Below are 22,764 nucleotides of genomic sequence, written 5' to 3'. Positions count from 1 at the left end.
TCCCTTTCGGTTCTAGGTTCAACGAAAATCGGAGAGCGGTGCCGCCACTGTGCCCAACGGCCGCCGTCCCAGCCTCGTTCCGACGGCCGGCGCGCGAACTGAAGGTGTGAATCGACACCGATCCAGTTCGCGCGCCGGAAGGCTGTGAGACTACACGTCAGACAGGCTGTTTCGCCTTTGCGAACTGGACTACGATCGCGCCGCAGAAAGCCGGCAGGTCGTTGGGTGACCTACTGGAGATGAACTGACGATCGACCACGACTTCCTCGTCGACGACGTCCGCTCCGGCCCGCCGGAGGTCCGTTCGGATGCTAGGCCATGACGTCATCCTCACCCCCTGAATGACGTCCGCCTCGGCGAGAGTCCACGGACCGTGGCAGATCACTGCGATCGGTTTGCCAGTGTCCGCGAATGCCTTGACGAAGGCAACCGCGTCGGCGTTCATACGCAGTTTGTCAGGGTTGACGGTTCCGCCCGGCATCAGCAGCGCGTCGTAGTCATCGGCGGACACGTCGCCGACCAAGCGATCGACCGGAAAGCTTCCGGCCGGCTCCATGTCGAACTGCCGGGCTTGAATCTCGCCCGGATGCAACGAGATGACCTCGGTCATGGCTCCCGCACCGTGTAGCGCCCCGCGGGGCTGTTCCAGCTCGATTCGCTCGACCCCGTCGGCGGCCAATATGCCGACGCGCTGACCTCTAAGCTCGTGTGTCATCGGATTCTCCAGTGCTCGTCGGACTAGGCAGCCTCGACGACGACCGTGCCGTCGTCTGAGATGGTCACGACCACGTCCATTTCATCGGAATCATCGATGATCGTCAGCAGCTCTATCACGGCAGTGCGGAGTTCGGGTGCGTCCATGTTCTGAACGGTTTCGCGGTTGTCCGGGTTGCCTCCGGGCGCCTGTGAGCCTGCGGAGTCGTTTTCGGTGGTGCCTTGGTTTTCGGTGCCGGTTTGGGTACCGGTGGTGTGTTGGTTTTCTGTGTCTTGAGCCATGACTCAACGGTATTCACTGGTTCGTCGGCAGTAGACGACCCGGCAGGTCGATTCTTGGGCCCCGACTTTGTCATGAGGAGTCACTGCGACCATGGACGTGATGCACCGGCGTTGTGCCGGCTAGGGCACTTTCGCGGAGCTGCAAGGCCGCTTCCCCGTCGCTGCAACCACGACACGCTGCCCTGCGGCCGCAAGTGTGATGGTGTTGTTCTCGGATCCGAGTCAGCCCGTCCAACGCTCTGGTGCTCGTCCTGGGACGGTGGTCGGTCGTCGCGAACTTCGCAGTGCCAGTGGACGTTTTGCGATTTCCAACGGCCGTAGGGCAAGTCATGAAGTCCCAGCCGGAGTTTTGGCGAACGCCTTCACGATGGCGACGCAGAACGCCGGCAGATCGTCCGGCGAGCGACTCGAGATGAGGTTTCCGTCGACGACGACTTCCTCATCGACCACGTTAGCGCCCGCGTTTCGCAGGTCGGTCCGGACGCTGGGATACGACGTGAGGGTTCGTCCTGCGACGACGCCTGCCTCGATGAGCGTCAATGGGCCGCGACAGATTACCCCGACCGGTTTGCCCGACTCAACGAAGCCCCGCACGAATGCGACTGCACGTTCGTCGGTGCGCAGCTTGTCGGGATTCACCGTCCCGCCCGGCAGCAGCAGGCCGCCGTAGTCGTCGATCGATGCGCCGGCGACAGCCCGATCGACAGTGAACGTGCCCGCTGGATCGAGGTCGTTGTTGCGCATCTGAATCCACCCATTACGCAAAGACAACAGTTCGGTCTGCCCACCGGCCCGGTGCACCGCCGCGGACGGATGCACAAGCTCGACCCGTTCCACGCCATCGGCTGCCAGAATTGCAATCGTTTTGCCTTGCAACATGTTCGGCATGACTTTGACTCCTCACACCGCTGCCAATTGTGGTCTGAGTACTACGACGTTGCGACAGAATGTGCGGTCACGTTGAGGATGCTGTTGGCGTCGATGTCGAACGTCACCTCGATATGGGGTTCACCGCGCGGCATCGGCAGGATGTTGCCAAACTTTGAAACGGCCCAATAGCCGCTTTTTGCTGGCCATTTCGCGCACCGGCTGGTTAGGCCGGACCGTCGAGATCCTGTTGCGCGGATTGTTGGCCTCCGACACCGGAACCGTCAAAGTCAGCATGCCATGGTCGATTTGAGCGGTCACCTTGCTCGGATCGACCTGCCCATTCAAACCGCCGGGTCCGGTTGACCGTATCAGCCGTGATCACGCTGTCGACGCAAGGTGGCTCTCAGTTCGCCGACGCACCTGCATGAACTGATCGGCCAGCCACACCAACGCGGCGCCATTGGGATTCACCCCGGGGATGATTTCGAGCATCTGGTAAGCGTCGGCGACGCACTTCGCGAGAAAGTCGCGCTCGCTGTCCTCGTCGGCTGTTGTCATATCGGGCTCCTGCGGGGTTGTCCGGTCCGAGATGAACACTCGGGCTTCGACCAACCATGCCCGACAGGGCAACCGGAGTAATCGGCACTGAAGCACAGGATGCCGGGCCCTGAATAGGCCTGACGACACAGATGAGATGCCGCACCATCTCTCGGCTCGGCGCATCACATCCCGTAACTGCATGGCCTCCGATGCACTGAAACCGCTGCGATCGGCTACCCGATATCATGCGGTTATACCTGAAGCGATGACGACACCATTCGCAGACTCCAGTCTGGGAGCGACAATGACCGAGTTACCCTTCGACCTGGCGCCTGAGGTCCGCACAACGGACATCGATGAGGCGGCCAGTGCTTTGGGCCGCGTCTACGTCACCGCCGAGCTGGTCCCGAACAAGACCAACTCGGTCGGCATGCACATGAATGCGGCGCAACTCCCGCTGATCACCGCGGGCTATCTTGGCTTCGGCGCCGACGTCACCGTCCGGGCAAACGACGTAACCGCCTATTACATTGACGCCCCATTGTCAGGCAGTGCGGTGAACCGGTGGCGTGACGGCGAGCTCGTCAAGACGACGACCGGGTCAGTCGCGGTGTTCACACCCGGCACGCCGTGCGTGCTTGACTGGTCCGGCGACTGCGGCCAGATCTGTCTTAAGGTTTCTGAACCGCAGATGCGCCGGCAGCTGGAAGCCATGCTCAACCGCCCTGTGCGCAAACGAATTACGTTTGCCCGGCAGTTCGACCTGAGCACCACCGCCGCCCACGATTGGTACCACTTAGTCTCGCTCTTGGCACGTGAAGTTGGTCGAACGGACGGGCTTCTCAACCACCGGCTCGCCGCGGCGAACTTGCAGCTTCTGCTGATCCAGGGCCTGCTACAGATCCAACCCCACAATTACACCGAGGCTTTGGCTGAAAGTGAAGGGGCCGCAAGCGCCAATGTCGCGAAGCGCGCGATCGATCTGTTGCACGCACACCCCGAAACAATGTGGAGCACTGCCCAACTGGCACGACAGACTGGGGTCAGCGCACGAGCCCTGCAGCGGGCATTCGAGCGGTCCGACCAGCCCTCGCCGATGGCGTACCTGCGTCGGCTGCGACTGCATCGGGTGTACACAGAACTCGCCGCTAGCTCACCCGACTCGGTGACGGTAACGATGGTCGCGGGGCGTTGGGGGTTCGTGCACCTTGGCAGATTCGCCGGTCAATATCAGCAGCTATTCGGCGAAACTCCCGCGGAAACACTGCGACACCGGGTGGCCGACGCTCTTCCCACACAGCCTCAGCCGCCTCTTTAGCAGCGGAGGGCACGTGCAAACCCGCCGGTGATACCCCTCCCGGCCCGTCCCGGCCAAGCTGTATCGAGCGCCTAGCGCCGAAGCAGAGCAGTTCGGGCCTGGATCTGTCCCGGGGTAAGGGCAGTTCCTTGTGTCGCCGGACGACACGATCCCATCCTCGCACCGCCATCCCGCCAGATTCTTCGCCCTCCCAGGCCCAAATGGGGGGTGGCAGTTAGCATCGGGGGGCCGAATCGATGCGTGGGATCACATCAGATCGATTGCGCAGCAACAACTATCAGAATTGACCGTCCGTCGTCCCCTCCTGTTTCAAGTCGGTGCCATCCCGGGTAGAGCGAGGATGTCAGGTTGCGGCAATCGGTGAGGTGGGGCATGACTGTGGACACGCCAGGACGGAAGGTGGGCATCGCTCACCGTGCCGAGCCGCCCAGCTTGCACAGCGTTTTCAATCTCTCTCCATTGTTGTTCGACGGTCGCCGGGCCGACGCGGTACTGGAATTGGCCGCGGAGGCGGTGCGATCCCTGGGCAAGTGCTCCTCTGAAGGCGCCTATCGGGTGGTCGACGGATCCTTGGTCGATAACAGCGATCCTGACCGCCCGCTGGACAGCGGCCTCGATGCGGCTGTCACCGCGAGCGTGGGCGTCGATCACGAGATCGTGCTCCCCGACTCAAACTGGCGATATGCGATGACGCTGCGCACCACCAATACCGTCACGGGTGTCCTGGTTGTCCGCGCCGATAATCCTGCCTCCTGCCACGAATTGGTATTGCTCAAAATGCTCGCGCAGCAGGCGGCCACCGCAATGGCAAGTGCCGACACCATCGAACGGGAACGACGCCAGCACGTTCAGCTCAGGGAGCTGACTGACAGACACGAGGAAACGATCCACCGGTTGTCACGCAGCGTGGCCGAACTCGAGCGACGGGAGCACATCCACAAGGCTCTGACCAACCTGTCCGGATCAGCGGATGCGGCCAGCATTGCGGACGCATTGCACGACCTAACCTCGTTGACAGTGTCAGTCGAGGACACGTTTGGAAACTTGCGAGCATGGTCGCCCGCGCCGATTCCCACCGCATATCGGGCGGTCGGCGGGGGCAACCGCGAAGACGTGATTCGCAACGCAGGGTCGCGCGGGCACCACAGCGACTGCGGGAACCGGATATTCAGCCTTATCCGCGCAAGGGCAGAATTACTCGGAGTTGTCGTGCTGCATGATCCGCAGCGCCGGGCTGATCGGCTCGATATCTTCGCGCTGGAATACGCGGCGGCGGTGTTGGCAGTGGAGTTCTCTCATCAGCGCTCAATCGCAGAAACGGAGTCGCGACTGAGTCGGGATCTGGTCGACGATCTGCTCACCGGAACTGATAATGCGACGGCATATGCCCGGGGTGAGGCACTTGGTTACAACCTGCACAGGCCGCATCGGGTGACGGTCCTGCAGTGGAGCGCCGAAATCGACGGAGCTCTCATCGCTCGGTCGGCCACTCGGTGGGCCACCTCCGCCGGTTTGCACCCGCTCTGCGCGCGCCGCCCGTCGATGACAATCCTGCTGACCGAGGATTTGCCCCAACCGCAGTCTCTGTATCGTGCGATCTCCGCGGCAGTCGGGCACGGGCGCGGATGGATCGCGATTGGATCGGTCGCGACAAGTCCCTCCGAGCTACCGCGGTCCTTCGCTGAGGCCCGGCGAACCTTGCGGATGCAGAAAGCTTCGGTAGGCCGGCACGGTTTCCGTCGTTTTGACGACCTAGGCGTGTGCCGAATCCTGGATCCGAGTGACAACGGCCCCGAGGTTGGTGAATTCTTAGCGGAATGGCTGGGCCCCCTCATGGCATATGACCAGGAGAAAAACGCCGAACTGGTGAACACCCTGGCGCGCTATCTGGATTCCGGGGGAAATTACGATCAAACGGCGCGCGCGCTCAATATTCACCGCAGCACCCTGCGTTACCGCCTCGGACGCATCCGTGACGTTTCCGGCCGCGACCTACAGAACGTGGAGACGCGCCTCAACCTTCACCTCGCAACGAAGGTTTCGGAGATGATCGGGGAAACGCAGCCAATCATGCGCGCTGCCAGCACCGGCGAGCGAAGACCATCAGATGAAGGAATGCCAAAGTAGGGATTGCCGGTCGACTCAATGGGCTCTTTGCATCGCTGATCGTCGACGCCGTTGCCTTGGTTGCGATGCGACTGTTCGGCAATAGGGCGTCGCAGTTTGGACAGCGCCGTGGCGCTCGGCGGATATCGAGACACGACATTGCTTGCTTGACTCTCTAGAAGTACTAGGGAGGTGGAGTCAGTTAGCGAGAGTCATACAGCAGGTCAACCGGGTGGGTCGTTCTCTTGCACCGTGCAACGACTTCGCGCTGGCACCAGCATCATCTACGCGTCAGGTTCCCTGGACGGCGAAACCCGCGCGGTGTTGTGCCGCGCCGTCGCCGACGAGTTGACGCAAGGGTCGGCGCAGCTGGTGTTGGAGCTCTCAAGCGCGACGTCCATCGATGACACCGCTGTCGAGGCTTTGGTCGACGCTACCGGTTTGGCGGCAGAGTCCGACACTTCTATCTGCCTGGTTACCTCGCCGACCGGTCCCATCGCGAGAGCTCTCGCAGCCGCCGATCTGCTCGAGCGGTTCGAAATCTTTGCGACGGTCGACGAAGCGCAACGTCACCCTTAGCGGTTCGACCCGCGAAGCGTGTGTGACGGGGGTTCACCGAACATTGACGGTACGGATGCAGCCTAGGCAACGCCTCGCTCCCCCGAGACTTGAACACCAGTGACTCTGCGAGGTCTACGGCGCATCCGATTTATTGATCTGGTGGGTCGACGCCTGAACCCCAATCAGTTGGCATAGTCGTACGGCAGTGACGTAATACCCATCGGGAAAATTTGGGGGAGCAATGGGTACAACGAAACCGGCTATGCGGCAGTTTTTCCGGCCGAGTCACCACCGTTCTCCCGAAATGGCTTTGCCGTGGTCGTGATAGGGCACATCGCGGATCCCGAGGAACCCCGGCACGGGCGCCGCGGCAAAGCGGTTCAATCGACGATCGCGAGACTCGCCGCTGCGATGGTCGGCACAGCGGGCATCGAGGACGCCCTCAGCAAGCTGACCAGTGCCTCATTGGCATTGATACCGGGTGCCGACTGCGCAAAGATTTCAACGATCGAAAACGGCCATCTGCGATCGATCACAGCCACATCGCAACTGACCTCATCGCTGGACAGCGCTCAGCAAGCGGCCGGCCAGGGTCCATGCCTCGAGACGATCAGCGCAAAGAAAGCCATTCGCTGCGACGATCTACGCACCGATACCCGGTGGCCGCGGTTTACGCCTCGCGCGACGACCGCCGGGGTGTACAGCGTCTTGTCCACTCCGATAGACATTCCTGGGGAGACCGGGGCAACGCTTACGCTTTTCGGGTTCCGAGCCGAAGCCTTCGGGCCCGACGCCGAGGCAGTTGGCGCCATGCTCGCCAACCATGCCGCCATCGCACTTATGCACGTCAAGCAGGAGCGCCAGTTCAAAGCCGCGCTTGCCACTCGTAACGTCATCGGGCAAGCCAAAGGCATGATCATGGAACGCTTCGGCATCGACGCCGCTCGCGCCTTTGCGATGCTGAGAGCGATCTCGCAACAGACCAATACCCCGCTGCGGGAATTGGCCACCCGGCTTGTCGACGGCGCGAAGCGATGATGCGATGAGCAACGCGACGGAGCTGAACGCGGCTGCAGTAAGTAGCTTCACCCGGGGGTCCCGCGACACAGACGGAGGGCCCATCGCTGATGCTGAAGACGTTGCGGCGCAGCTCAGTACACCAGAGCAGCCCGTGGGGCCTCCCGGGCGCCGATTCGACTGGCACTCACCGTTCTTCGTCGGCCTGACCGCCTCGGCCGGTGTCGCGGTGACATACGGCGCGGTACGCGGTCTTGCGGCGGTGTCGTCGGTGCTTCTCTTGATTGGCGTGGCTTTCTTTATAGCCTTGGGGCTCGAGCCGGCCGTGTCGTGGCTGGTCGGGAAGAAGGTGCCGCGCTGGGCGGCGGTCGCCGTGGTGCTATTCGCAGTGATCGCGGTGGTGGCCGGATCGCTGGCCGCTGCCATTCCCCCGCTCGTCCAGCAGGCGCGGGAGTTCACCGACCAGGCACCCCATTACATCCAGCACATCGGTGACCATTCGTCCTGGATCGGCCGGCTCAATGACCGGTTCCACCTGCAACAACGAATTACCGAGACAGTCCACGGCTCCGGAGGGGCGGTCGTCGGGCAGGCCCTCAAGGCGGGCGAGGCCGTCTTCGGGGCAGTAGCCGACGTTGTCGTCGTCGTCGTGCTGACGGTCTACTTTCTGGTCGATTTCCCCCGGATCCGTGCGACCCTATACCGCTTCGTGCCGCACTCCCGCCGGCCTCGCGCGATCCTCATCGGGGATCAGATGTTCGCGAAAGTGAGCGCATATGTGTTCGGCAACATTGTCATATCGGCCATCGCCGGGGTGGCCACCTTCGTTTGGCTCGTCATCTTCGATGTGCCCTACCCGCTGCTGCTCGGCATATTCGTAGCTTTGCTCGACCTCATCCCGTTCGGGTCGAGCGTCGCCGGTGTCATCGTGGCCGCGGTCGCACTCACCGTCTCCATTCCGGTAGCCATCGCAACTCTTTTGTTCTACACGCTGTTTCGCTTCGTTGAGGACTATCTGTTGGTACCCAAGATCATCGGGCGCGCGGTCAACGTGCCGGCGGTCGCCACGTTGTTGGCCGTACTCGTCGGCGGGGCGCTGCTCGGAATAGTTGGTGCGCTCGTTGCCATCCCGATAGCGGCAGCCATTCAACTGGCCGCTCGGGAACTACTCTTCCCCACGCTCGACAAACTGTGAGCGAGGCCTTCGAAGCGGAGGGCGACACGACGGTTACTCGAGATGTCGACGCCACTTGCGGGCGCGTCTGGGATGTTCTGGCCGACGGTTGGACCTATTCCAGCTGGGTGGTAGGAAACAGCCGAACGCGCGCCGTGAGTAGGAGATGGCCTTCGCCCGGCACCCGCATCTTGCACTCCATCGGAGCTTGGCCGGCGGTGATCAACGACGAGACCCTCGTGGAATCCTGTCCTCGCGCGCGGAACTGGTCTTGTTCGCCCGGGTGCGGCCGGCAACGGAGGCGCGCATCACATTACGGTTGAGCGGCGCTGCCACGGGCTGTCGGGTGGCAATGTCGGAAGTAGCAGTGTCGGGCCCTTTGAGCTGGTTGCCCGAGACCGTGCAGGCGACGGCATTCGCGCCGCGCGACTTCATGGTGGGAGATGGCCGTCGCAACCGCACCCGCCCCGCGGGAAGGGAAAGGACGATAACGCTCGTCCCGCGAGACTAAGCCGAAACAGTCTGGGAGCGTTGCGATTTGATGGAACCGACGCTGAGTGCAGCCAGCGCGACCAACTCGCCGCAGAGCGATGCCTGACCAGAACTCCATCGAATGCCACTGTGCCAGAGTGAGATTAAACCAGAGAGCGCATCCTGGTGCGAAGCGCCCGGGAACCTTGCGTGGCAATGAGCTTGGCCCTGCACTGCCACATGAGCTCACCCACCGGGGTGATTCCTAGCGCCGGAATCCGACTCCCCAGACCGATGCGATGGCGTTCGACCCCTCGGCACGATATGGGGAAGCTGAAACCCCATGGAGGCAAAATGCGATATGAAGAATTCATTTCGTCAGTGGCCGAGCGGAGCGGCCTGTTCCAAGGAGACGCGGTGGCACTCACCCGCGCCACCTTGACCACGCTCGCGGAGCGCATCAGCGGTGGCGAGGCCCGTGATCTGGCCGCTCAACTGCCCTCACCGCTGCAAGATGCCTTGCTTCCGACGGAAGAAGAGGCCGAAGCGTTCAGCTTCGATGAGTTTGTCAACCGAGTGGCCGAACGAAGCGGGCGTGACACGGAGGCCGCCGAGGCTGCCGTCGACGCGGTCCTGGCGACAATTCGCGACGCGGTGACACCCGGTGAGTTCGATGACGTCTTAAGCCAGCTGCCCTCGGAGTTTCAGCGGCTGGGCACGCGATGACCGGCGCGGACGGTGCCGTGTCCACAAACCCCGAACCCCAGCCCGATCAGGACTGGATTGTTAACACGAAGTGCAGTTTCCCGCAGTTCGTTGCGGCGCTGAACGCGGAAGATATCCGGGCCGCCCAGCAGTTCGCCATAACGCCGGCGGCGCAGTCGTGGGTGGGCTCGTACCTGGCATCGTCCCCGGATCAACGACGGCAAATGCTGCGCCGTGCGCAGAGCATTCCAGACGCTCGGCAGTACATCGACACGATGTTGCGAGTCGCCAGCACCTGTAAAAATTTTTAGCCGCAACATTATTGGAGCTCCCCCGGCCGACGCTGGGGGAGCTCCAACAACTGTCTGCTACCGTCCGCCGCCGCGGCCGCCATTGTTACCTACGGCCTTTACGGCTTTTCTCGCCAGCGAGGCGATCCCCTGGCCGCCCAGGATCCACGGGCCGGCAACGATGAACGGATCCATCCAGATGTGGACCAGGTCGGACCGCTTGCGGCCCAACCTCGACTGGATACCGTGATGTGTCAGTTCGCTTTTGATCCCCGTCTCCGTAATTGGATTATCGGGACGCGTGGTGAGAAATGAACGGACGTGATGCTCGGCCGTGTCCACTCGATCCGCATAGAGCAGAATCAGCCAGTGCGCCGCACGGCCTTCGCTGAATTTGTAGGCGTACCTACGCAACATGCCGGAGACCCCGCTGGGCGGCTGTGCCGTGCCGAACACAGGTGTGAGGAACCGGTGTTCCACAGACCGCTCCCGCGGCCACTTTTCGGGTTGCCGCTCCGGGAAGTCCCAGTGCGTTTCGGTGGGTAAGTCTTGCCGCAGCTTCGGATTTGAGGGCCGGTCCTTCGGGTCGAGGTCAGCCCCCCAGCCCGGAATCTGTGCCCGCAACTCGTCGCTGCTCGGCGTCGGCGGATGTGCTTCGGTGTAGGCCGGTAGTCGTTCTGTCTGAGTCATGCCCCTGCTCCTGTCTGTTCAGTTAGCCTGCGGAAGAACGACCGGCTTGATGCAGTCGTCAAGTTTGGATGAAAAGATGTGATACCCCTCTGCGATGTGCTCGAGCGGGATCCGGTGTGTCACAACATCACTCGGCTTCAGATAGCCGTTCTTGATGTGGGAGAACAGCCGGGGCCACTGCCGTTTGACCGGACATTGGTTGGTGTGAATGGTCAGGCCCTTGTTCATGGCGTCACCGAACTTGATGGCGCTGAACATCGGGCCGTAGGCGCCCATGACTGAGATCGTCCCACCCTTTCGGACCGAATCGATGGCCCAGTTCAAGGCGACCGGGGAGCCGCCCTGCAACTTGAACTTCGCCGCCGAGACGTGTTGCAGCAAGTTTCCGTCGGCCTCTGCCCCCACAGCGTCGATGGCCACATCCGCTCCGAGAAAGTCGGTCGCCTTCTTCATCTCGACCACGATGTCGTCGTAGTCGGCGAAGTTGTACGTCTCGGCGTGAGCGAAGCTGCGAGCCTTTTCCAGCCGGTACTCGAGGTGGTCGATCACGATCACGCGGGCGGCCCCCATCAACCACGACGATTTCGCGGCGAACAGGCCCACCGGTCCGGCGCCGAAGACGACGACGGTATCGCCCTCGACAATGTCCCCGAGTTGTGCCCCGAAGTATCCGGTGGCCAGCGCGTCGGTGCACAGCAGCGCGTCCGTGTCGTCCATCCAGTCGGGAATCGGGGAAGGGCCGACGTCGGCGAACGGGACCCGCACGTACTCGGCCTGCCCGCCGTCGTATCCCCCGCATGTGTGCGAGTAACCGTAGATTCCGCCCACCGCGGTGGCGTTCGGATTGACATTGTGGCAGTTCGAATACAGCCCCCGGGCACAGAAATAGCACGACCCGCAGAAGATGTTGAACGGCACCATCACCCGGTCACCGCGCTTAACGGTCTCGACAGAGGAGCCCACTTCCTCAACCACGCCAATGAACTCGTGTCCGAACGTGTGGCCGACCCGGGTGTCGGGCATCAGTCCGTGATACAGGTGCAGATCGGAACCGCAGATCGCGGCCAGCTGCACCTTGACAATCGCGTCATTGGGATGCTCGATCGCCGGGATCGCCTTCTCTTCGACCCTGACCTTGTAGGGACCGCGGTAGGTCATCGCGCGCATAAAACTCCTCCTGGAAGTGGGTGGTGATCCGCCCTGGATTACCCGCGCCACGCGACCGAAAACTGGCCCCAGAGGACTGAAAACGAGCGGCGCATTCACCCTTGCGGAACGGCAGGCGCCACCGGACGATGCACCCCGCTCACTGAATAGTTAAGCCACGCAATGGCTTCGATCACATACTCGAGGTAAGGAAGCGCCACACTCGCGTAGCGGCATGCAGGTTGAAGCGAGTATCGACGTCGCGAAGGTCGAGACCCGTCAGGTCCGCGATGCGGCCGAGACGATACCGCAACGTGCTCCGGTGAATGTGCAAAGCAGCAGCCGATTCGTCGTAATTACCACCGCACTCGACATAGTGGCTCAAGGTATGCAGCAGATCGGAGTTTTTGTCGGCGTCGTAATCGATCAGTGGCCCCAGCCATTGGCGGACGTAGTCGTCAACGACGCCGGCGGTGTGTGCGGCGTCGACCAAGTGGTAGAAACCCAGGTCGTAATAGTCACACGCGCCCTGAGGGTGGGCGGAATTCAGCCGGACATTGAGGGCGCGACGGGCTCTTAGGAAAGAATGCGGGAAATCCGCCGGCGCATCACAGCGCGATCCGATGCCAATCGAACATGCCACGTTGCCAAGCTGTTTGCTGACCTCCCGGTGCAGCGCATCGGTCGCCGGATGACTGTCGACGAGTAGGACGACAAGACCGCCCTGGCGGCCCGCCAGGTACGTCATCTTCAGGTTCTCTGCGGCACGGCCCGCGGCGACGATGCTGGCGATGCCGGCGCCGCGCCCGCTGTGAATCACCACAACATAGTGCGGACGGCGCAAGTCATGAACCAGCGCCTCGGCGCGCGCATAGGCCCCATGCTCGTTGGTACCCGCCAGCAGATCGTCGACCAGGTCACGGCGCAAGGTCAGTTGGAGCTCGGCGAGGTTGCGTTGATGGGATAACTCCAGTCCGAGCACATTGCTGCAGTACCTGAGCGAGAACAACGCATCTTCGTCGACCGCGCCGTCGGGGTCAACGAGCGCGACAACGCCTAGCATCTCCGCCTGCGGCTGGATCAGCACGCACACCCGATCCGCGGAGCGCACTGGACCAGCCTCTGTAGAGAGCGAACGCAGGAACCGGTCGCGCTGGCGAGCATTTTGCTTCGGGTGCTCCAGGGGCCGTCCCGGGCCAGCCCATGCGTACAGGTTGCCGAACCTGTCTTCGACGCAGACGGGACGTCCCGTCAGCCGATGAAGTGCGCCGGCGATGCCTTGCACGCCCTCGCCGGCGGCCAACGCGGCCTCCAGCAGCTCATGCGCTTGCGTCCGGGCCTCGAGCCGATGCACCGCTTTGGCGAGAATCTCATTCGCCTCCGCGAGTTGGCTGGCTCGCCCGACTTCCAGCTGATGCAGCCCGGCGCATGCCAGCGCGGTACCCGCCCTGAGTGCGAGCAGCTGCAGCAGCAGCAGGTCATCGGGTGTGGGCTCGACAGTGGCGCCGATCACAAGGCACCCGTGTATGGCATCCCGATGAGTTAGCGGAAATGCCCACCCCCAATCTCCGCCCGCGAGCTCGATCTTGCCCTCCCAGCTCAACCCTTGAAGTAAGAGTGTCAGCTCCGGGCGCTCGGTTTGCGAGGGTGGGCATAGCGTCATTTCCTCGTCGATAGTGCAGTAGCTCGCCTCGATTCGGCACGAGCACAGGGCCGCGGCCCCTTCAGTGGCAACCGCGAGGATGTCCTCAGGAACAAACGAATCGAAGGTAATTCGGGTTAGTGCCGCCAAGCCTCCCGGGGCGCCCGATGGCTCGAAGTTGTCTGTAATCGTCGAATTGGCGTTCATCACCGATATGCGACCCGTGAAGGCCTTCTCACAGATGTCCCGATTGAATTAACACCGGGGTGGCGGCGAAAAGGGATCCAGGCGAGGGCCGCGCACACCTCCCGGCGCCAGTAAGCCACCGGGGCCGCCCTTTTTTCGAACGACTCGAGGCCCATTGCGGCGAAGCAGTTGGTCGCGAAGGTACCCGCGCTTCTGCTGCCTAAACCTCATATTTTGTGGCGTTTCGCCCAGACATTTTGCGTCCTGACGAACCGGAGGCCCCTGGTAGCTACCGGCACCGCGCTGGCGTGATTGAAGGCCTGGTTGCGGCCGTTTTGACGGGTGAACCTTGCTTGCCCAACGACGCCAAGGGTCATGCCGATAATCGCGGGTGCGATCGTTGCCCCGGAGATGCACATCACCGCCTGCGCCCCGGCGATCACCCAGAAGTGCTGCGACGTCAGGATGACCGCCGCGCCCACGACGGCACCAAGACCAACAACGATGAAGCACGCGCTTGTGGCTGGTGGCGTCGACCAGCGCACCCGCCGGAGTGACAGCAAGCATGCCGACCACAGCGCCCAAAGTGATGACCGCGCCTATGGTGCCGGTGCGCCAGCCTCGGCTCTGCAGTAGCACGCCCAGGAAGGGACCCATGCCGGCCTCCATGTCGGCCACCGGGGTCACTCCCCTAGACCTGCGGGTGCGGGATGGCCCCCAGGCGAGAGGGGCCGACCGAATTACGCTGTGCGCGCAATGTTTCGTTTACTCCCAGACGACGGTGTCGTCACCGTGAGCAGGAACTAGTGGGCATAGCCGATCGTTGCTGTATGGGCCGCCAATCTCTTCGACGGCGTGCGATGGACGAAGGACGACAAATGCGATGCGTAACCTGCGGAGACGAAATCCTCCCAGAGCGAACCGAATTGGGATTCACCTACTGCACCAAGCGAGCGTGTGTTCGGGCCAATGCCACGGGCCTGCTGGTGGCGGAGATTGCTCAGCATAAGACGAATGCCGAGTATGTCATCCTCCGGGGCGAAGCCGGGCAAAGAGCCCTTCGGGACATGAGAGAGGGCAGGTACCAACGTGATCCCGTTGTGGTGAAGCGCGAACGCCAGCACGCGCGATTCGATGTTCCGAAAGGCGAGTTCCGCAAGCCAAAGGTGCAGAAGTACCCGCCGAACAGGATTAAGTTCGTACAAGCGCTGCAGAGCCAGGGTTTCGGGGTGGAGGAAATTCTCGAAAGGGGTGCCTACATGGGACTGACACGCAGTGAAGTCGTGCGGTACATGACCGCCAGAAGGGGAAAGTAATCCGCGGTGATCCCGCGGTCCTGTCACAGCGGGGCAAATAACCGCCGACATCTTCGCTCCGACCGGAGGATGATATCGAGGTCCGCAACGGCCATGCTTGTCGATGGAAAGTCACCGTTTACACCCCGTTGCCGAGTGGAGTCCGACATGGCACAACGCCTCCAAGGTTCGAGGATCGCACTGCTTGCGGCGGACGGCGTCGGCCAGACCGAATTGGACGCGTCGGGGGATGCGGTGCGACAAGCGGGTGCGCTGACTCAGTTGCTGTCAGTGCGAACGGGGCAGATCGAATCGCTCAATGAAGACCTCGGCCCAGGCCGCGTGTACACCGTCGACCGGGCAGTGGCCGACGCGTCGGCCGACGAGTACGAGGCGTTGCTGCTGCTGCCCGGGATGGTGAGATCCCACCAGCTTTCCAGCAACGACAGCGTGGTCTCGTTCGTGGGTGACTTCATTAGTTTGGGGAAACCGGTCGGCGTTGTCTGCCATCGCACTTGGACCCTCCTTGAAGCGGGTGTGGCCCACGGCCGAACCCTGCCTTCCTATCTGACGATCCGGTCCTTGCGACAGACCGGCGCCTCCATACTGGACGCCGAGCGGGTCTCGCCCCACGCGCTGCGCGCGTTCTACAGCACCATTGTCGAAGAATTCGCTCGGCTTTCCAAGCAGTTAGCTCCCGTGTCTCGCGGAGAGAGCGAAGACCCCAGCGCTTGGCTGGCTGTGTTTGAGGCGCGGAGGCGTCGCGAGGTTGACACCGCCGCGACGAGGGTGGCCAGCTCGTAAGCAGTGGTCACCCGCCACGTTCCGCCTGTGCGGCAACATCATTCGAGTCCGAAAGGCGTTCTCGTCGAAACGAGTTGTGCCGCGGTCTGACCCGTTCGCTCAGCACCTGGGAAAGGCTGTCCGCAAGGGCTGGCACGTCCTCGGCGAGAGCACGCGCACCCCTGGACAGCTGCCGAACCAGTGCGCCGACGAACGCTTCAACGCCGCGTCCCGATCCGAATGGTCGTGCTGGCGTACGGAATTGGGGCCAACAATTTCCACCCGGTGGGCGCACGCGCTGTCGACGCAACCTTGGCAGAGTGGGTTCCGGAGCTCACGAGGCGCGATAGGACATCCACCGGTCCGGGATTCGGGCGATTGATTGGGGTCGCAGCGGTGTTACGAAATTGACTCGACAGATCTTTCCCCAAAACACGAATCAAGGAGGCACGCAAATGACTTCGACGCATACGGATCCCGATCTGGTTGCCATCAAACCCGTGAGCCCGCGTACCCACAAGGGCTGCCAAGAGTGCCTGAGGCTCGGCACGCAGTGGGTGCATTTGCGGCTATGCCTCACCTGTGGATACGTCGGCTGCTGCGATTCGTCACCGATGCGGCACGCCAACGCGCACTTCCTTGCCACTGACCACCCGATCGTGCAGTCCATGGAGTCCGGAGAAACGTGGCGATGGTGCTTCGTCCACGAGAACTATCTTTAACCGCCGCCGACGTCGCAGGGGCAATCATCTGGCTAGAACGGGAACGGTGGGAGCGGCGGCAGCGGCGGCAAGATGGAGCCGAAGAGGAAGTAGAACTGGTCATAAAAGAATTGCCAGGTCTCGTTCCAGGCGACATTCAAGAAGTTGTTCAGCCCCTGGGCGAAACTGATCGATCCACCAAGCCAGTCAACGATATTGAACAGACCGCTCTGCACCATCGGCTCAATCCAGTGATAGAAGTACTGAATCTGCGGTGCCACGATCCAGCCGACATAGGGTATCCACCCCGCCGCGTAGGAGGCCACATCGAAGCCGTACGCGACCCACGGCTCGATGACGTTGTAGAGGGTCTTGATCCCGTCGCCGAATGCGGCCGGCACTGCCGCCGCGCCGCCAGTCAAGCCGGCGGGTTGCAGCAGTGCGCTGGCAGCGGTCAAGGCACGGGCGGCGCCGGTGGGCAACAGCTGAAGGGCGTTGGTACTGGCGCTCATTGCGGCCGCGATGCGACTCCCGAGCGCATTTAAGCCGCCCGTGGGAATCATGCTTTGGAATCGGCTTACGGCGTCGGACACGGCGCTCTGGGCCGCGGTTGCGGCGCCAGCGGTGACCGGTTGCCCGAGCAGCTGCTGGAAGGGTGCATTGGCCGCGCCGACCAAGCTCTGCGCGGCGCCCCCCTCGGCGGCCGCGTACTGGCTGGCGCTGGAGCTCATGGCCAGCACGAACTTTTCGTGGAACGCTTCCAACTGCGCGCTGATCTGCTGGTATGCCTGGCCATGCGTGGAAAACAGCGCGGCGATTTGCGCGGACACCTCATCGGCCGCTGCGGCAAGAATCCCCGTCGTCGGGACGGCCGCCGCGGCATTAGCGGCGTTGATCGTCGAACCGATGCCGGCGATGTCCGAAGCCGCTGCTACCAGTGCCTCCGGCGCCGTTAGTATGAACGACATCCTGCACCTCCCCAGATTCCAAACGGCGAGGTTGCGGCCCGATTGCCTGATGGTAGCTCTGTCCCGCTGCAATGCGTGGGGCCGCCAAAAATACATAAGTCATTCACAGGTGGCGATTGAACGCGTGTTGGCCGCTGGCCTGCCGCGACTGTGCGCGTGTGGCAACGACCGTTAACGACGAATCTAAGACGAGCTGGTCGTCACAGACGCATCATTAACGCCCAGGTGCTGGCCAATGTGTTCATCGATGGCAAGCTGACCAAGCGGCTGGTCGGCGGGCACAACAAGGCGGCCCTGCTCCGCGAGCTCGCCAATGTTGAATAAGCCCGACGAGACGACACCACCGGAGAATCCGTGAGCCTGCACGATCTGAACCTGCGGGCCAGGTCCGCTTCGTCGTCGATCGCGACGAGTATTAAGGAAGACGCTATTTCGCCGGCCGTTCAAGCCCAAGGTGATCGCGCAGTGTGGGCCCGGCGTACTCGGTGCGGAATCGGCCGCGGCGCTGCAGGATGGGAACGACATGATCGACGAACGTCGTAAGTTCGTGCGGCAGTGTCGATCCCATGATGGTGAACCCGTCGACTGCGCCTGCGTCCTGCCACGCGGTCACATGGTTGGCCAGCTGCTCCGGCGTGCCGATGAAATGCGTCTGTCCCGCCAGTCCGCCAGTCACCTGCTTGGCGATCTCCCTCAACGAGGCCTCGGGCCGCGCGCGCGAGGCCGCAAAGAGCTGCTCGGCGCGGCTTGACGGCGCCGACCGCTCGGCCCAGAGTTCGGCGGGCAGCGGAGCATCGGGATCGAAGCCGTCCGGGTCAAGCCCCGCTGTGTAAAGAGTGTTCTGCCAACGAAACTCGGGGTTCTCCAGGTCTTCGAGGCGCTGTGCGCGTGCTCGAGCTTCGGCTTCGGTGCCGCCCAGTGTGATCATCAATGCGGGCAGCACCAGCACCTGATCGGGCTTTCGGCCCAGGGCCGCGGCCTGTTCGTGAAGGTTGGCTCGGAAAGCGACCGCCGCCTCAAGTGAGGGCGGTCCGGAGAAGACCACTTCGGCGTATCGCGCGGCAAGCCCGACACCTGCGGCAGATTGTCCCGCTTGAACGAGTACCGGATGCCCCTGCGGGCTGCGCGGAAATGGCTGGACCCCCTCGACGTCGTAGTACTTGCCGTGGAAGCGCGGCGCATGCAACTTGGCGCGGTCTGCCCACACGCCGCGGTCGCGGTCGCCGATGACCGCGTCGTCCTCCCAGCTGTCCCAGACCTGGGTGACGGCGTCGACGAACTCGTGGGCCTGCGCGTAGCGGTCGGCGTGCTCGGGATGGAATCGCTCGCCGAAGGCGGCGGCGGCCAGCGGGGTGACGGTGGTGACGATGTTCCAGCCGGCGCGGCCGCCGCTGAGGTGATCCAGCGTCGCGAAGCGGCGAGCCAGCTCCCACGGCTTGCTGTAGGTCGTCGAGCCGGTCCCGATCAGCCCGATGTGATCGGTGACTGCTGCCTGCGCCGAAAGCACCGCTATCGGGTCGAACTGCGTCTGAGGCAGGTACGTGGCGCGATATTCGGCGATGGCGATGTTGTCGGCCAAGAAGATCGAGTCCATCAGACCGCGTTCCGCGATGCGCGCGATATCCGTGTAATAGGACAGGCCCAGGACATTGCGTACATCGCCGTCGACGACACGCCACGCGGCCTCGTGATAGCCGTTCGGCCAGATGAAAGCGTTGAAGTGCAGAGACGGCGAGCTCACAGGTTCGACTCCTTCGTGCGAGTGAATGCTTGCGAGGGAGGCGTCGTGGCGATATCAGTTCGTCAAGGCATGGTCACAGCCCTCGGCATTCTGGTGAGGCAACGCGGCCGGAGGTTGAAATAGTCCTTCGCCGACCACGCACGTCGACGTCCTCAACCCGGACTTGCTCGCGTTCATCGCCTCCTAACCCGGCAGGGTGGCGTGGGCAAGCGCGTACAGGACGAATAGCTGTTATGTCTGAATCACACCCTGTGGGTGCCGCTGCCGCCACCGGTCGCGACGGAACTGTGAGCGAGCGAAGGGGTTTCGAGACTCGTGATCGCGAGCGGCGTCGCGCCTACGCGGCCAGGTGCAGGCGCGTGAGCCCGCGCAGCACCGGACTCTCCCGGTACACCGGCCGGTCATCCACGAGCGAGAGCCCTGGAAACCGCTGCGTCAGCGCGTCGAACGCGAGCCGCGCCTCGAGCCGCGCGAGCGGCGCCCCGAGGCAGAAGTGCGTGCCGAACCCGAACGCGAGGTGCGGGTTTGGGTCGCGCGCGAGGTCGAGCTGGTCGGGGTCCTCGAACCGGTCGGGGTCGTGGTTCGCCGAGCCGATGCTCACCAGAACGAGCGAACCCTCCGGGATGACATGGTCATCGATCGCGACGTCTTCAAGCGCGACACGCAGCGTCGCCTGCACGGGCCCGTCGTAGCGGAGCAGCTCTTCGATCGCGGTCGGGAGCAGCGCGGGCTCGTTGCAGAGCCGCTGCCACTGATCGGGCTCGCGCAACAGGGCGAGCGTGCCGTTGCCGATCAGGTTGGTCGTCGTCTCGTGGCCGGCGAGCAGCAGCAGATTGCCGGTCGCGAGCAGCTCGGCGTCGGTGAGCGCGTCGCGCTCTTCCTGGGCCGCGATCATCGCGCTGATCAGGTCCTCGCGCGGGGCGCGGCGGCGGGCAGCGATGATGTCGGCGAGGTAGTCGAAGATCTGGCGCGCCGCCTCGGCGCCGGTCGCACGCCCCTCCGCGCTCGGCGACGCGAAGCCGTTGATCATCGCGCTGGACCACTGACGGAACAGACGGTGGTCCTCCGCCGGGACGCCGAGCAGCTCAGCGATCACAATCGCCGGGAGCGGCTCGGCGAGGTCGTGGATCAGGTCGAAGGTGCCCTTGGCCTGTGCTTCGTCGGCCAGCTCGCCGACGATCGCCTCGATGTGGCCGCGCAGCGCGGCGATGCGCTTGGGCGTGAAGGCCTTGTTGACGAGCTTGCGGACGCGCGTGTGGTCTGGCGCGTCCATGGTCAGCATCGAGCGCATGCCGGTCGCGTTCTGGCGCAGGAACTCCGGCATGCGGTCGAGGTTGTCGCGCATGAGCGGCGCGCGCAGCCGTTCGACCGAAAAGCGCGGGTCGCGCAACGCCGAGTGGACGTCGCGGTAGCGCGTGAGCATCCACGCGCCGGGTCCGGCGTAGTTCGGGACCGGCACCTCGAGCACGGGCCGCACGGTGCGGATCACGGAGTAAATCGGGTAGGGGTTCTCGAGCGAGCCGGCACTGCGCAGCGGCAGGAACAGGTCGAAGTCAGCGGAGCCGTTAGGAGAAGGAAGAGGTGACGACCGGTCGCGAGAGGGCGCCGAGCGCTGCCAGACACGAGACGTCATGGCGGGGTCCTCTGGGCGAGCGCAGCGTTGAGAATGACCGACTGACCAGCCACAATAACACCGTGTCCACGATCGCCTCAAGCGCGCGCGACGCGTTCTACGAGGCCCGCCAGTCCGCCTTGGCCGCGCGTCGCCCGGAAGCTCTGGGCCTCCCGCGAGGCAGGGATCGCGAAGGGCACCCCCTATTTCGACTTCGATAGCAAAGGCGCGCTGCAGCTTCGTGATCCGACACTTTCGAGTCGTCCGAGTCCTGCGCGTGGCGCTTGCGGTCGTGCGCGTCCTGCCCCGCTACCTGCTGCTCCTGGCGCGCGATCGCACCGCGCTGTGGCCTACGAACGACGCCGACTGGCAGCGCGCGCACCGCGCGGCGGCCCGTGAGATCAAACGCGTCGCGCTCACGCTGGCCGGCGCCTTCACGAAGGCCGCCCAGATCCAGGGCGCACGGGCCGACTTCTTGCCGGCGCCCTTCATTGAGGAACTGAGCCAGTTCCACGACGCAGTGCCGCCGCGCCCCTTCGAGACGCTGCGGCCGCTCGTCGAGCGCGACCTCGGCCGCCCGCTCGACGAGGTCTTCGCGACGATCGACCGCCGGGCCCTCGCCGCCGCTTCGTTGGCGCAGGTGCACCGCGCGACGCTGCGCGACGGCAGCCAGGTCGTCCTGAAGATCCGCTATCCCGAGATCCCGAGAATCATTCCGCTCGACCTCGGCATGCTGCGCTTCGTTGTCGGAATCGTCATGCTCGTGCAGCGGCGCATCGACCTGCGAGCGCTCGTCACCGAGACGACGCGCTTCATCGAGTTCGAGCTCGACTTCCGGCGCGAGGCACGCTCGACCGAGCGGCTCGCCAAGAACCTCGCTGACGTCCCCTTCGTGGTCGTCCCCCGCGTCCATCCGGAGCTGTGCGGCGACAACGTGATCGTGCTCGAGTACCTGCAAGGGATCCAGGTCGCGCGCACGAAAGAGCTTGTCGCGGCGGGCCACAAGCTCGCGGAGATCGCGCGCAGGGTCGGCGCACTCTACGGCACGATGATCTTCGAGCAGGGCTTCTTCCACGGCGATCCGCACCCCGGGAACCTGCTGATCCTGCCCGACGGCCGGATCGGCCTCCTCGACTTCGGCTTGGCCAAGGAGCTGCCACCAGGATTCGCGCGGCTCGTCGCGACGATGATGGTGTCTTCGATGATCGGTGACTCGCGATCCGCGTTCGCCGCGGCCGAGCAACTCGGCTTCGACGTCGCCTCGATGAAACCCGACAACCTGCGCACGCTGATGCTGATGACGATCGGCGACAGCGACACCGAGGCCGGCTTCTTCGAGATCCTGGGCGAAACGAGCCTGCGCAAGATCCCGGAGGACTTCGCGCTCGTCGGGCGCACGCTGATGCTGCTGAACGGGCTCTCGCACCGGCTCGCTCCCGGGCGCCGGCTGATCCAGGCCGAGCTGCTGAAGCACCTCGCCGCGGGCGCGGCCCGCACGGACAGCGACGAGCCGGTCCCATTGGTCAGCCCGGATAATTCGGCCCGCAAGCCCGCGTAATCCTGAGGTACGGCGGTATCCGTGGCCACGGCGTTGGTCGCTGTTCGGGTAATGAAATGCCCGCGTGTGCAACTAAAGTGCGCGACCGTACCCACGGTGAGCACGCCGCGCTTAACTCCCTCATTCCAGGAGTGTCAAGGATCAACCGAAGTAACTGTCACGCATCAGCCGAAACACTGTCGCCCATCAGCCGAAGACGAACTGTCACGCATCAACCGAGGTCATACATCCGCGACGTAGGGCGGGCGGGGCTCGAACCCGCGACCAACGGATTATGAGTCCCTAGGTCTGGCGCTATAGCAAACTCTGCTGGGTCCGAAAATCGTCCGGCAGCAGCTCTAATCCCCTAGTTTTCCAGCGCTTCTGTTTCAGAATCGGGCATTGCAGCGGCTGA

Annotated in this window: 21 protein-coding genes and 2 pseudogenes; 11 read left to right on the top strand and 12 right to left on the bottom strand. The window is 63.5% G+C overall.

Going from position 1 to position 22,764, the window contains the following annotated elements; translation table 11 throughout:
* Positions 1 to 157: 157 nt before the first annotated feature.
* The 5 genes and pseudogenes from N415_RS01525 to N415_RS01510 all read right to left on the bottom strand — a co-directional run bounded on the left by N415_RS01525 (position 158) and on the right by N415_RS01510 (position 2,424).
* On the bottom strand, positions 158 to 715 hold the full coding sequence (locus N415_RS01525; protein WP_068176408.1) for a type 1 glutamine amidotransferase domain-containing protein: 558 nt from the start codon (positions 713 to 715) through the stop codon (positions 158 to 160).
* Positions 716 to 738: 23 nt separating this feature from the next.
* A complete protein-coding gene (locus N415_RS01520) occupies positions 739 to 996 on the bottom strand; it encodes a hypothetical protein (RefSeq protein WP_068176405.1) in 258 nt (85 codons plus the stop codon).
* Positions 997 to 1,323: 327 nt separating this feature from the next.
* On the bottom strand, positions 1,324 to 1,884 hold the full coding sequence (locus N415_RS01515; protein WP_068176402.1) for a type 1 glutamine amidotransferase domain-containing protein: 561 nt from the start codon (positions 1,882 to 1,884) through the stop codon (positions 1,324 to 1,326).
* Positions 1,885 to 1,946: 62 nt separating this feature from the next.
* Positions 1,947 to 2,079 (bottom strand): annotated as a pseudogene (locus N415_RS32475) (Hsp70 family protein); the annotation flags it as partial.
* A 165-nt stretch (positions 2,080 to 2,244) separates the two neighbouring features.
* Positions 2,245 to 2,424, bottom strand: a complete 180-nt coding sequence (locus N415_RS01510; RefSeq protein ID WP_068176604.1) for a hypothetical protein — start codon at positions 2,422 to 2,424, stop codon at positions 2,245 to 2,247.
* Between the two features lie 286 nt (positions 2,425 to 2,710).
* Between N415_RS01510 and N415_RS01505 the strand changes: the two genes are divergently transcribed.
* The 7 genes from N415_RS01505 to N415_RS01475 all read left to right on the top strand — a co-directional run bounded on the left by N415_RS01505 (position 2,711) and on the right by N415_RS01475 (position 10,069).
* A complete protein-coding gene (locus tag N415_RS01505; protein WP_068176398.1) occupies positions 2,711 to 3,724 on the top strand; it encodes an AraC family transcriptional regulator in 1,014 nt (337 codons plus the stop codon).
* 372 nt (positions 3,725 to 4,096) lie between these two features.
* Positions 4,097 to 5,851 carry a helix-turn-helix domain-containing protein gene (locus tag N415_RS01500; RefSeq protein WP_081665010.1) on the top strand — a complete coding sequence of 585 codons (1,755 nt, stop codon included), beginning with the start codon at positions 4,097 to 4,099 and terminating at the stop codon, positions 5,849 to 5,851.
* Between the two features lie 231 nt (positions 5,852 to 6,082).
* Positions 6,083 to 6,409, top strand: a complete 327-nt coding sequence (locus N415_RS01495; protein WP_068176392.1) for an STAS domain-containing protein — start codon at positions 6,083 to 6,085, stop codon at positions 6,407 to 6,409.
* A gap of 393 nt (positions 6,410 to 6,802) precedes the next feature.
* On the top strand, positions 6,803 to 7,429 hold the full coding sequence (locus N415_RS01490) for a GAF and ANTAR domain-containing protein (protein ID WP_068176389.1): 627 nt from the start codon (positions 6,803 to 6,805) through the stop codon (positions 7,427 to 7,429).
* A 4-nt stretch (positions 7,430 to 7,433) separates the two neighbouring features.
* Positions 7,434 to 8,603, top strand: coding sequence for an AI-2E family transporter (locus N415_RS01485; RefSeq protein WP_081665009.1), 1,170 nt, complete (start codon positions 7,434 to 7,436; stop codon positions 8,601 to 8,603).
* A 666-nt stretch (positions 8,604 to 9,269) separates the two neighbouring features.
* Positions 9,270 to 9,779: a DUF2267 domain-containing protein gene (locus N415_RS01480; protein ID WP_343203446.1), complete on the top strand. Its 510-nt coding sequence runs from the start codon at positions 9,270 to 9,272 to the stop codon at positions 9,777 to 9,779.
* The gene (locus N415_RS01475) at positions 9,776 to 10,069 is read left to right on the top strand and encodes a hemophore-related protein (RefSeq protein WP_068176385.1); all 294 of its coding nucleotides are present in this window, start codon (positions 9,776 to 9,778) and stop codon (positions 10,067 to 10,069) included. Before N415_RS01480 ends, N415_RS01475 begins: the two co-directional genes overlap by 4 nt.
* A gap of 57 nt (positions 10,070 to 10,126) precedes the next feature.
* Here the strand turns inward: N415_RS01475 and N415_RS01470 are convergent, their stop codons facing one another.
* From N415_RS01470 to N415_RS33360, 4 genes and pseudogenes are all read right to left on the bottom strand, one after another.
* Positions 10,127 to 10,738 carry a hypothetical protein gene (locus tag N415_RS01470; protein WP_068176382.1) on the bottom strand — a complete coding sequence of 204 codons (612 nt, stop codon included), beginning with the start codon at positions 10,736 to 10,738 and terminating at the stop codon, positions 10,127 to 10,129.
* An 18-nt stretch (positions 10,739 to 10,756) separates the two neighbouring features.
* The gene (locus N415_RS01465; RefSeq protein WP_068176379.1) at positions 10,757 to 11,905 is read right to left on the bottom strand and encodes a zinc-dependent alcohol dehydrogenase; all 1,149 of its coding nucleotides are present in this window, start codon (positions 11,903 to 11,905) and stop codon (positions 10,757 to 10,759) included.
* Positions 11,906 to 12,077: 172 nt separating this feature from the next.
* Positions 12,078 to 13,733, bottom strand: coding sequence for a helix-turn-helix domain-containing protein (locus N415_RS01460; RefSeq protein WP_068176376.1), 1,656 nt, complete (start codon positions 13,731 to 13,733; stop codon positions 12,078 to 12,080).
* 284 nt (positions 13,734 to 14,017) lie between these two features.
* Positions 14,018 to 14,390, bottom strand: a pseudogene (locus N415_RS33360) (MFS transporter); the annotation flags it as partial.
* 248 nt (positions 14,391 to 14,638) lie between these two features.
* Between N415_RS33360 and N415_RS01450 the strand changes: the two are divergent.
* From N415_RS01450 to N415_RS01440, 3 genes are all read left to right on the top strand, one after another.
* Positions 14,639 to 15,028: a hypothetical protein gene (locus N415_RS01450; RefSeq protein WP_152531202.1), complete on the top strand. Its 390-nt coding sequence runs from the start codon at positions 14,639 to 14,641 to the stop codon at positions 15,026 to 15,028.
* A 147-nt stretch (positions 15,029 to 15,175) separates the two neighbouring features.
* On the top strand, positions 15,176 to 15,811 hold the full coding sequence (locus N415_RS01445; protein ID WP_081665024.1) for a DJ-1/PfpI family protein: 636 nt from the start codon (positions 15,176 to 15,178) through the stop codon (positions 15,809 to 15,811).
* Between the two features lie 434 nt (positions 15,812 to 16,245).
* Positions 16,246 to 16,512 (top strand): UBP-type zinc finger domain-containing protein, encoded by a 267-nt coding sequence (locus N415_RS01440; protein WP_068176363.1) that lies wholly within the window; start codon positions 16,246 to 16,248, stop codon positions 16,510 to 16,512.
* A 32-nt stretch (positions 16,513 to 16,544) separates the two neighbouring features.
* On the opposite strand, the gene N415_RS33165 is transcribed toward N415_RS01440, so the two are convergent.
* The 3 genes from N415_RS33165 to N415_RS01425 all read right to left on the bottom strand — a co-directional run bounded on the left by N415_RS33165 (position 16,545) and on the right by N415_RS01425 (position 20,833).
* Positions 16,545 to 17,459, bottom strand: coding sequence for a PE family protein (locus N415_RS33165; protein WP_068176360.1), 915 nt, complete (start codon positions 17,457 to 17,459; stop codon positions 16,545 to 16,547).
* A gap of 427 nt (positions 17,460 to 17,886) precedes the next feature.
* Positions 17,887 to 19,200 carry an NtaA/DmoA family FMN-dependent monooxygenase gene (locus N415_RS01430; protein ID WP_068176355.1) on the bottom strand — a complete coding sequence of 438 codons (1,314 nt, stop codon included), beginning with the start codon at positions 19,198 to 19,200 and terminating at the stop codon, positions 17,887 to 17,889.
* A gap of 337 nt (positions 19,201 to 19,537) precedes the next feature.
* Entirely contained in the window at positions 19,538 to 20,833 is a 1,296-nt protein-coding gene (locus N415_RS01425) for a cytochrome P450 (protein WP_081665007.1), read from the bottom strand.
* Between the two features lie 256 nt (positions 20,834 to 21,089).
* Between N415_RS01425 and N415_RS01420 the strand changes: the two genes are divergently transcribed.
* Positions 21,090 to 22,370 (top strand): AarF/ABC1/UbiB kinase family protein, encoded by a 1,281-nt coding sequence (locus N415_RS01420; RefSeq protein WP_068176351.1) that lies wholly within the window; start codon positions 21,090 to 21,092, stop codon positions 22,368 to 22,370.
* Positions 22,371 to 22,764: the final 394 nt, after the last annotated feature.

The sequence above is a fragment of the Mycobacterium sp. UM_CSW genome, from assembly GCF_000455205.1.
In the GTDB taxonomy this organism is placed as follows: Bacteria; Actinomycetota; Actinomycetes; order Mycobacteriales; family Mycobacteriaceae; genus Mycobacterium.
This window is presented reverse-complemented; position numbering and strand designations above follow the sequence as displayed.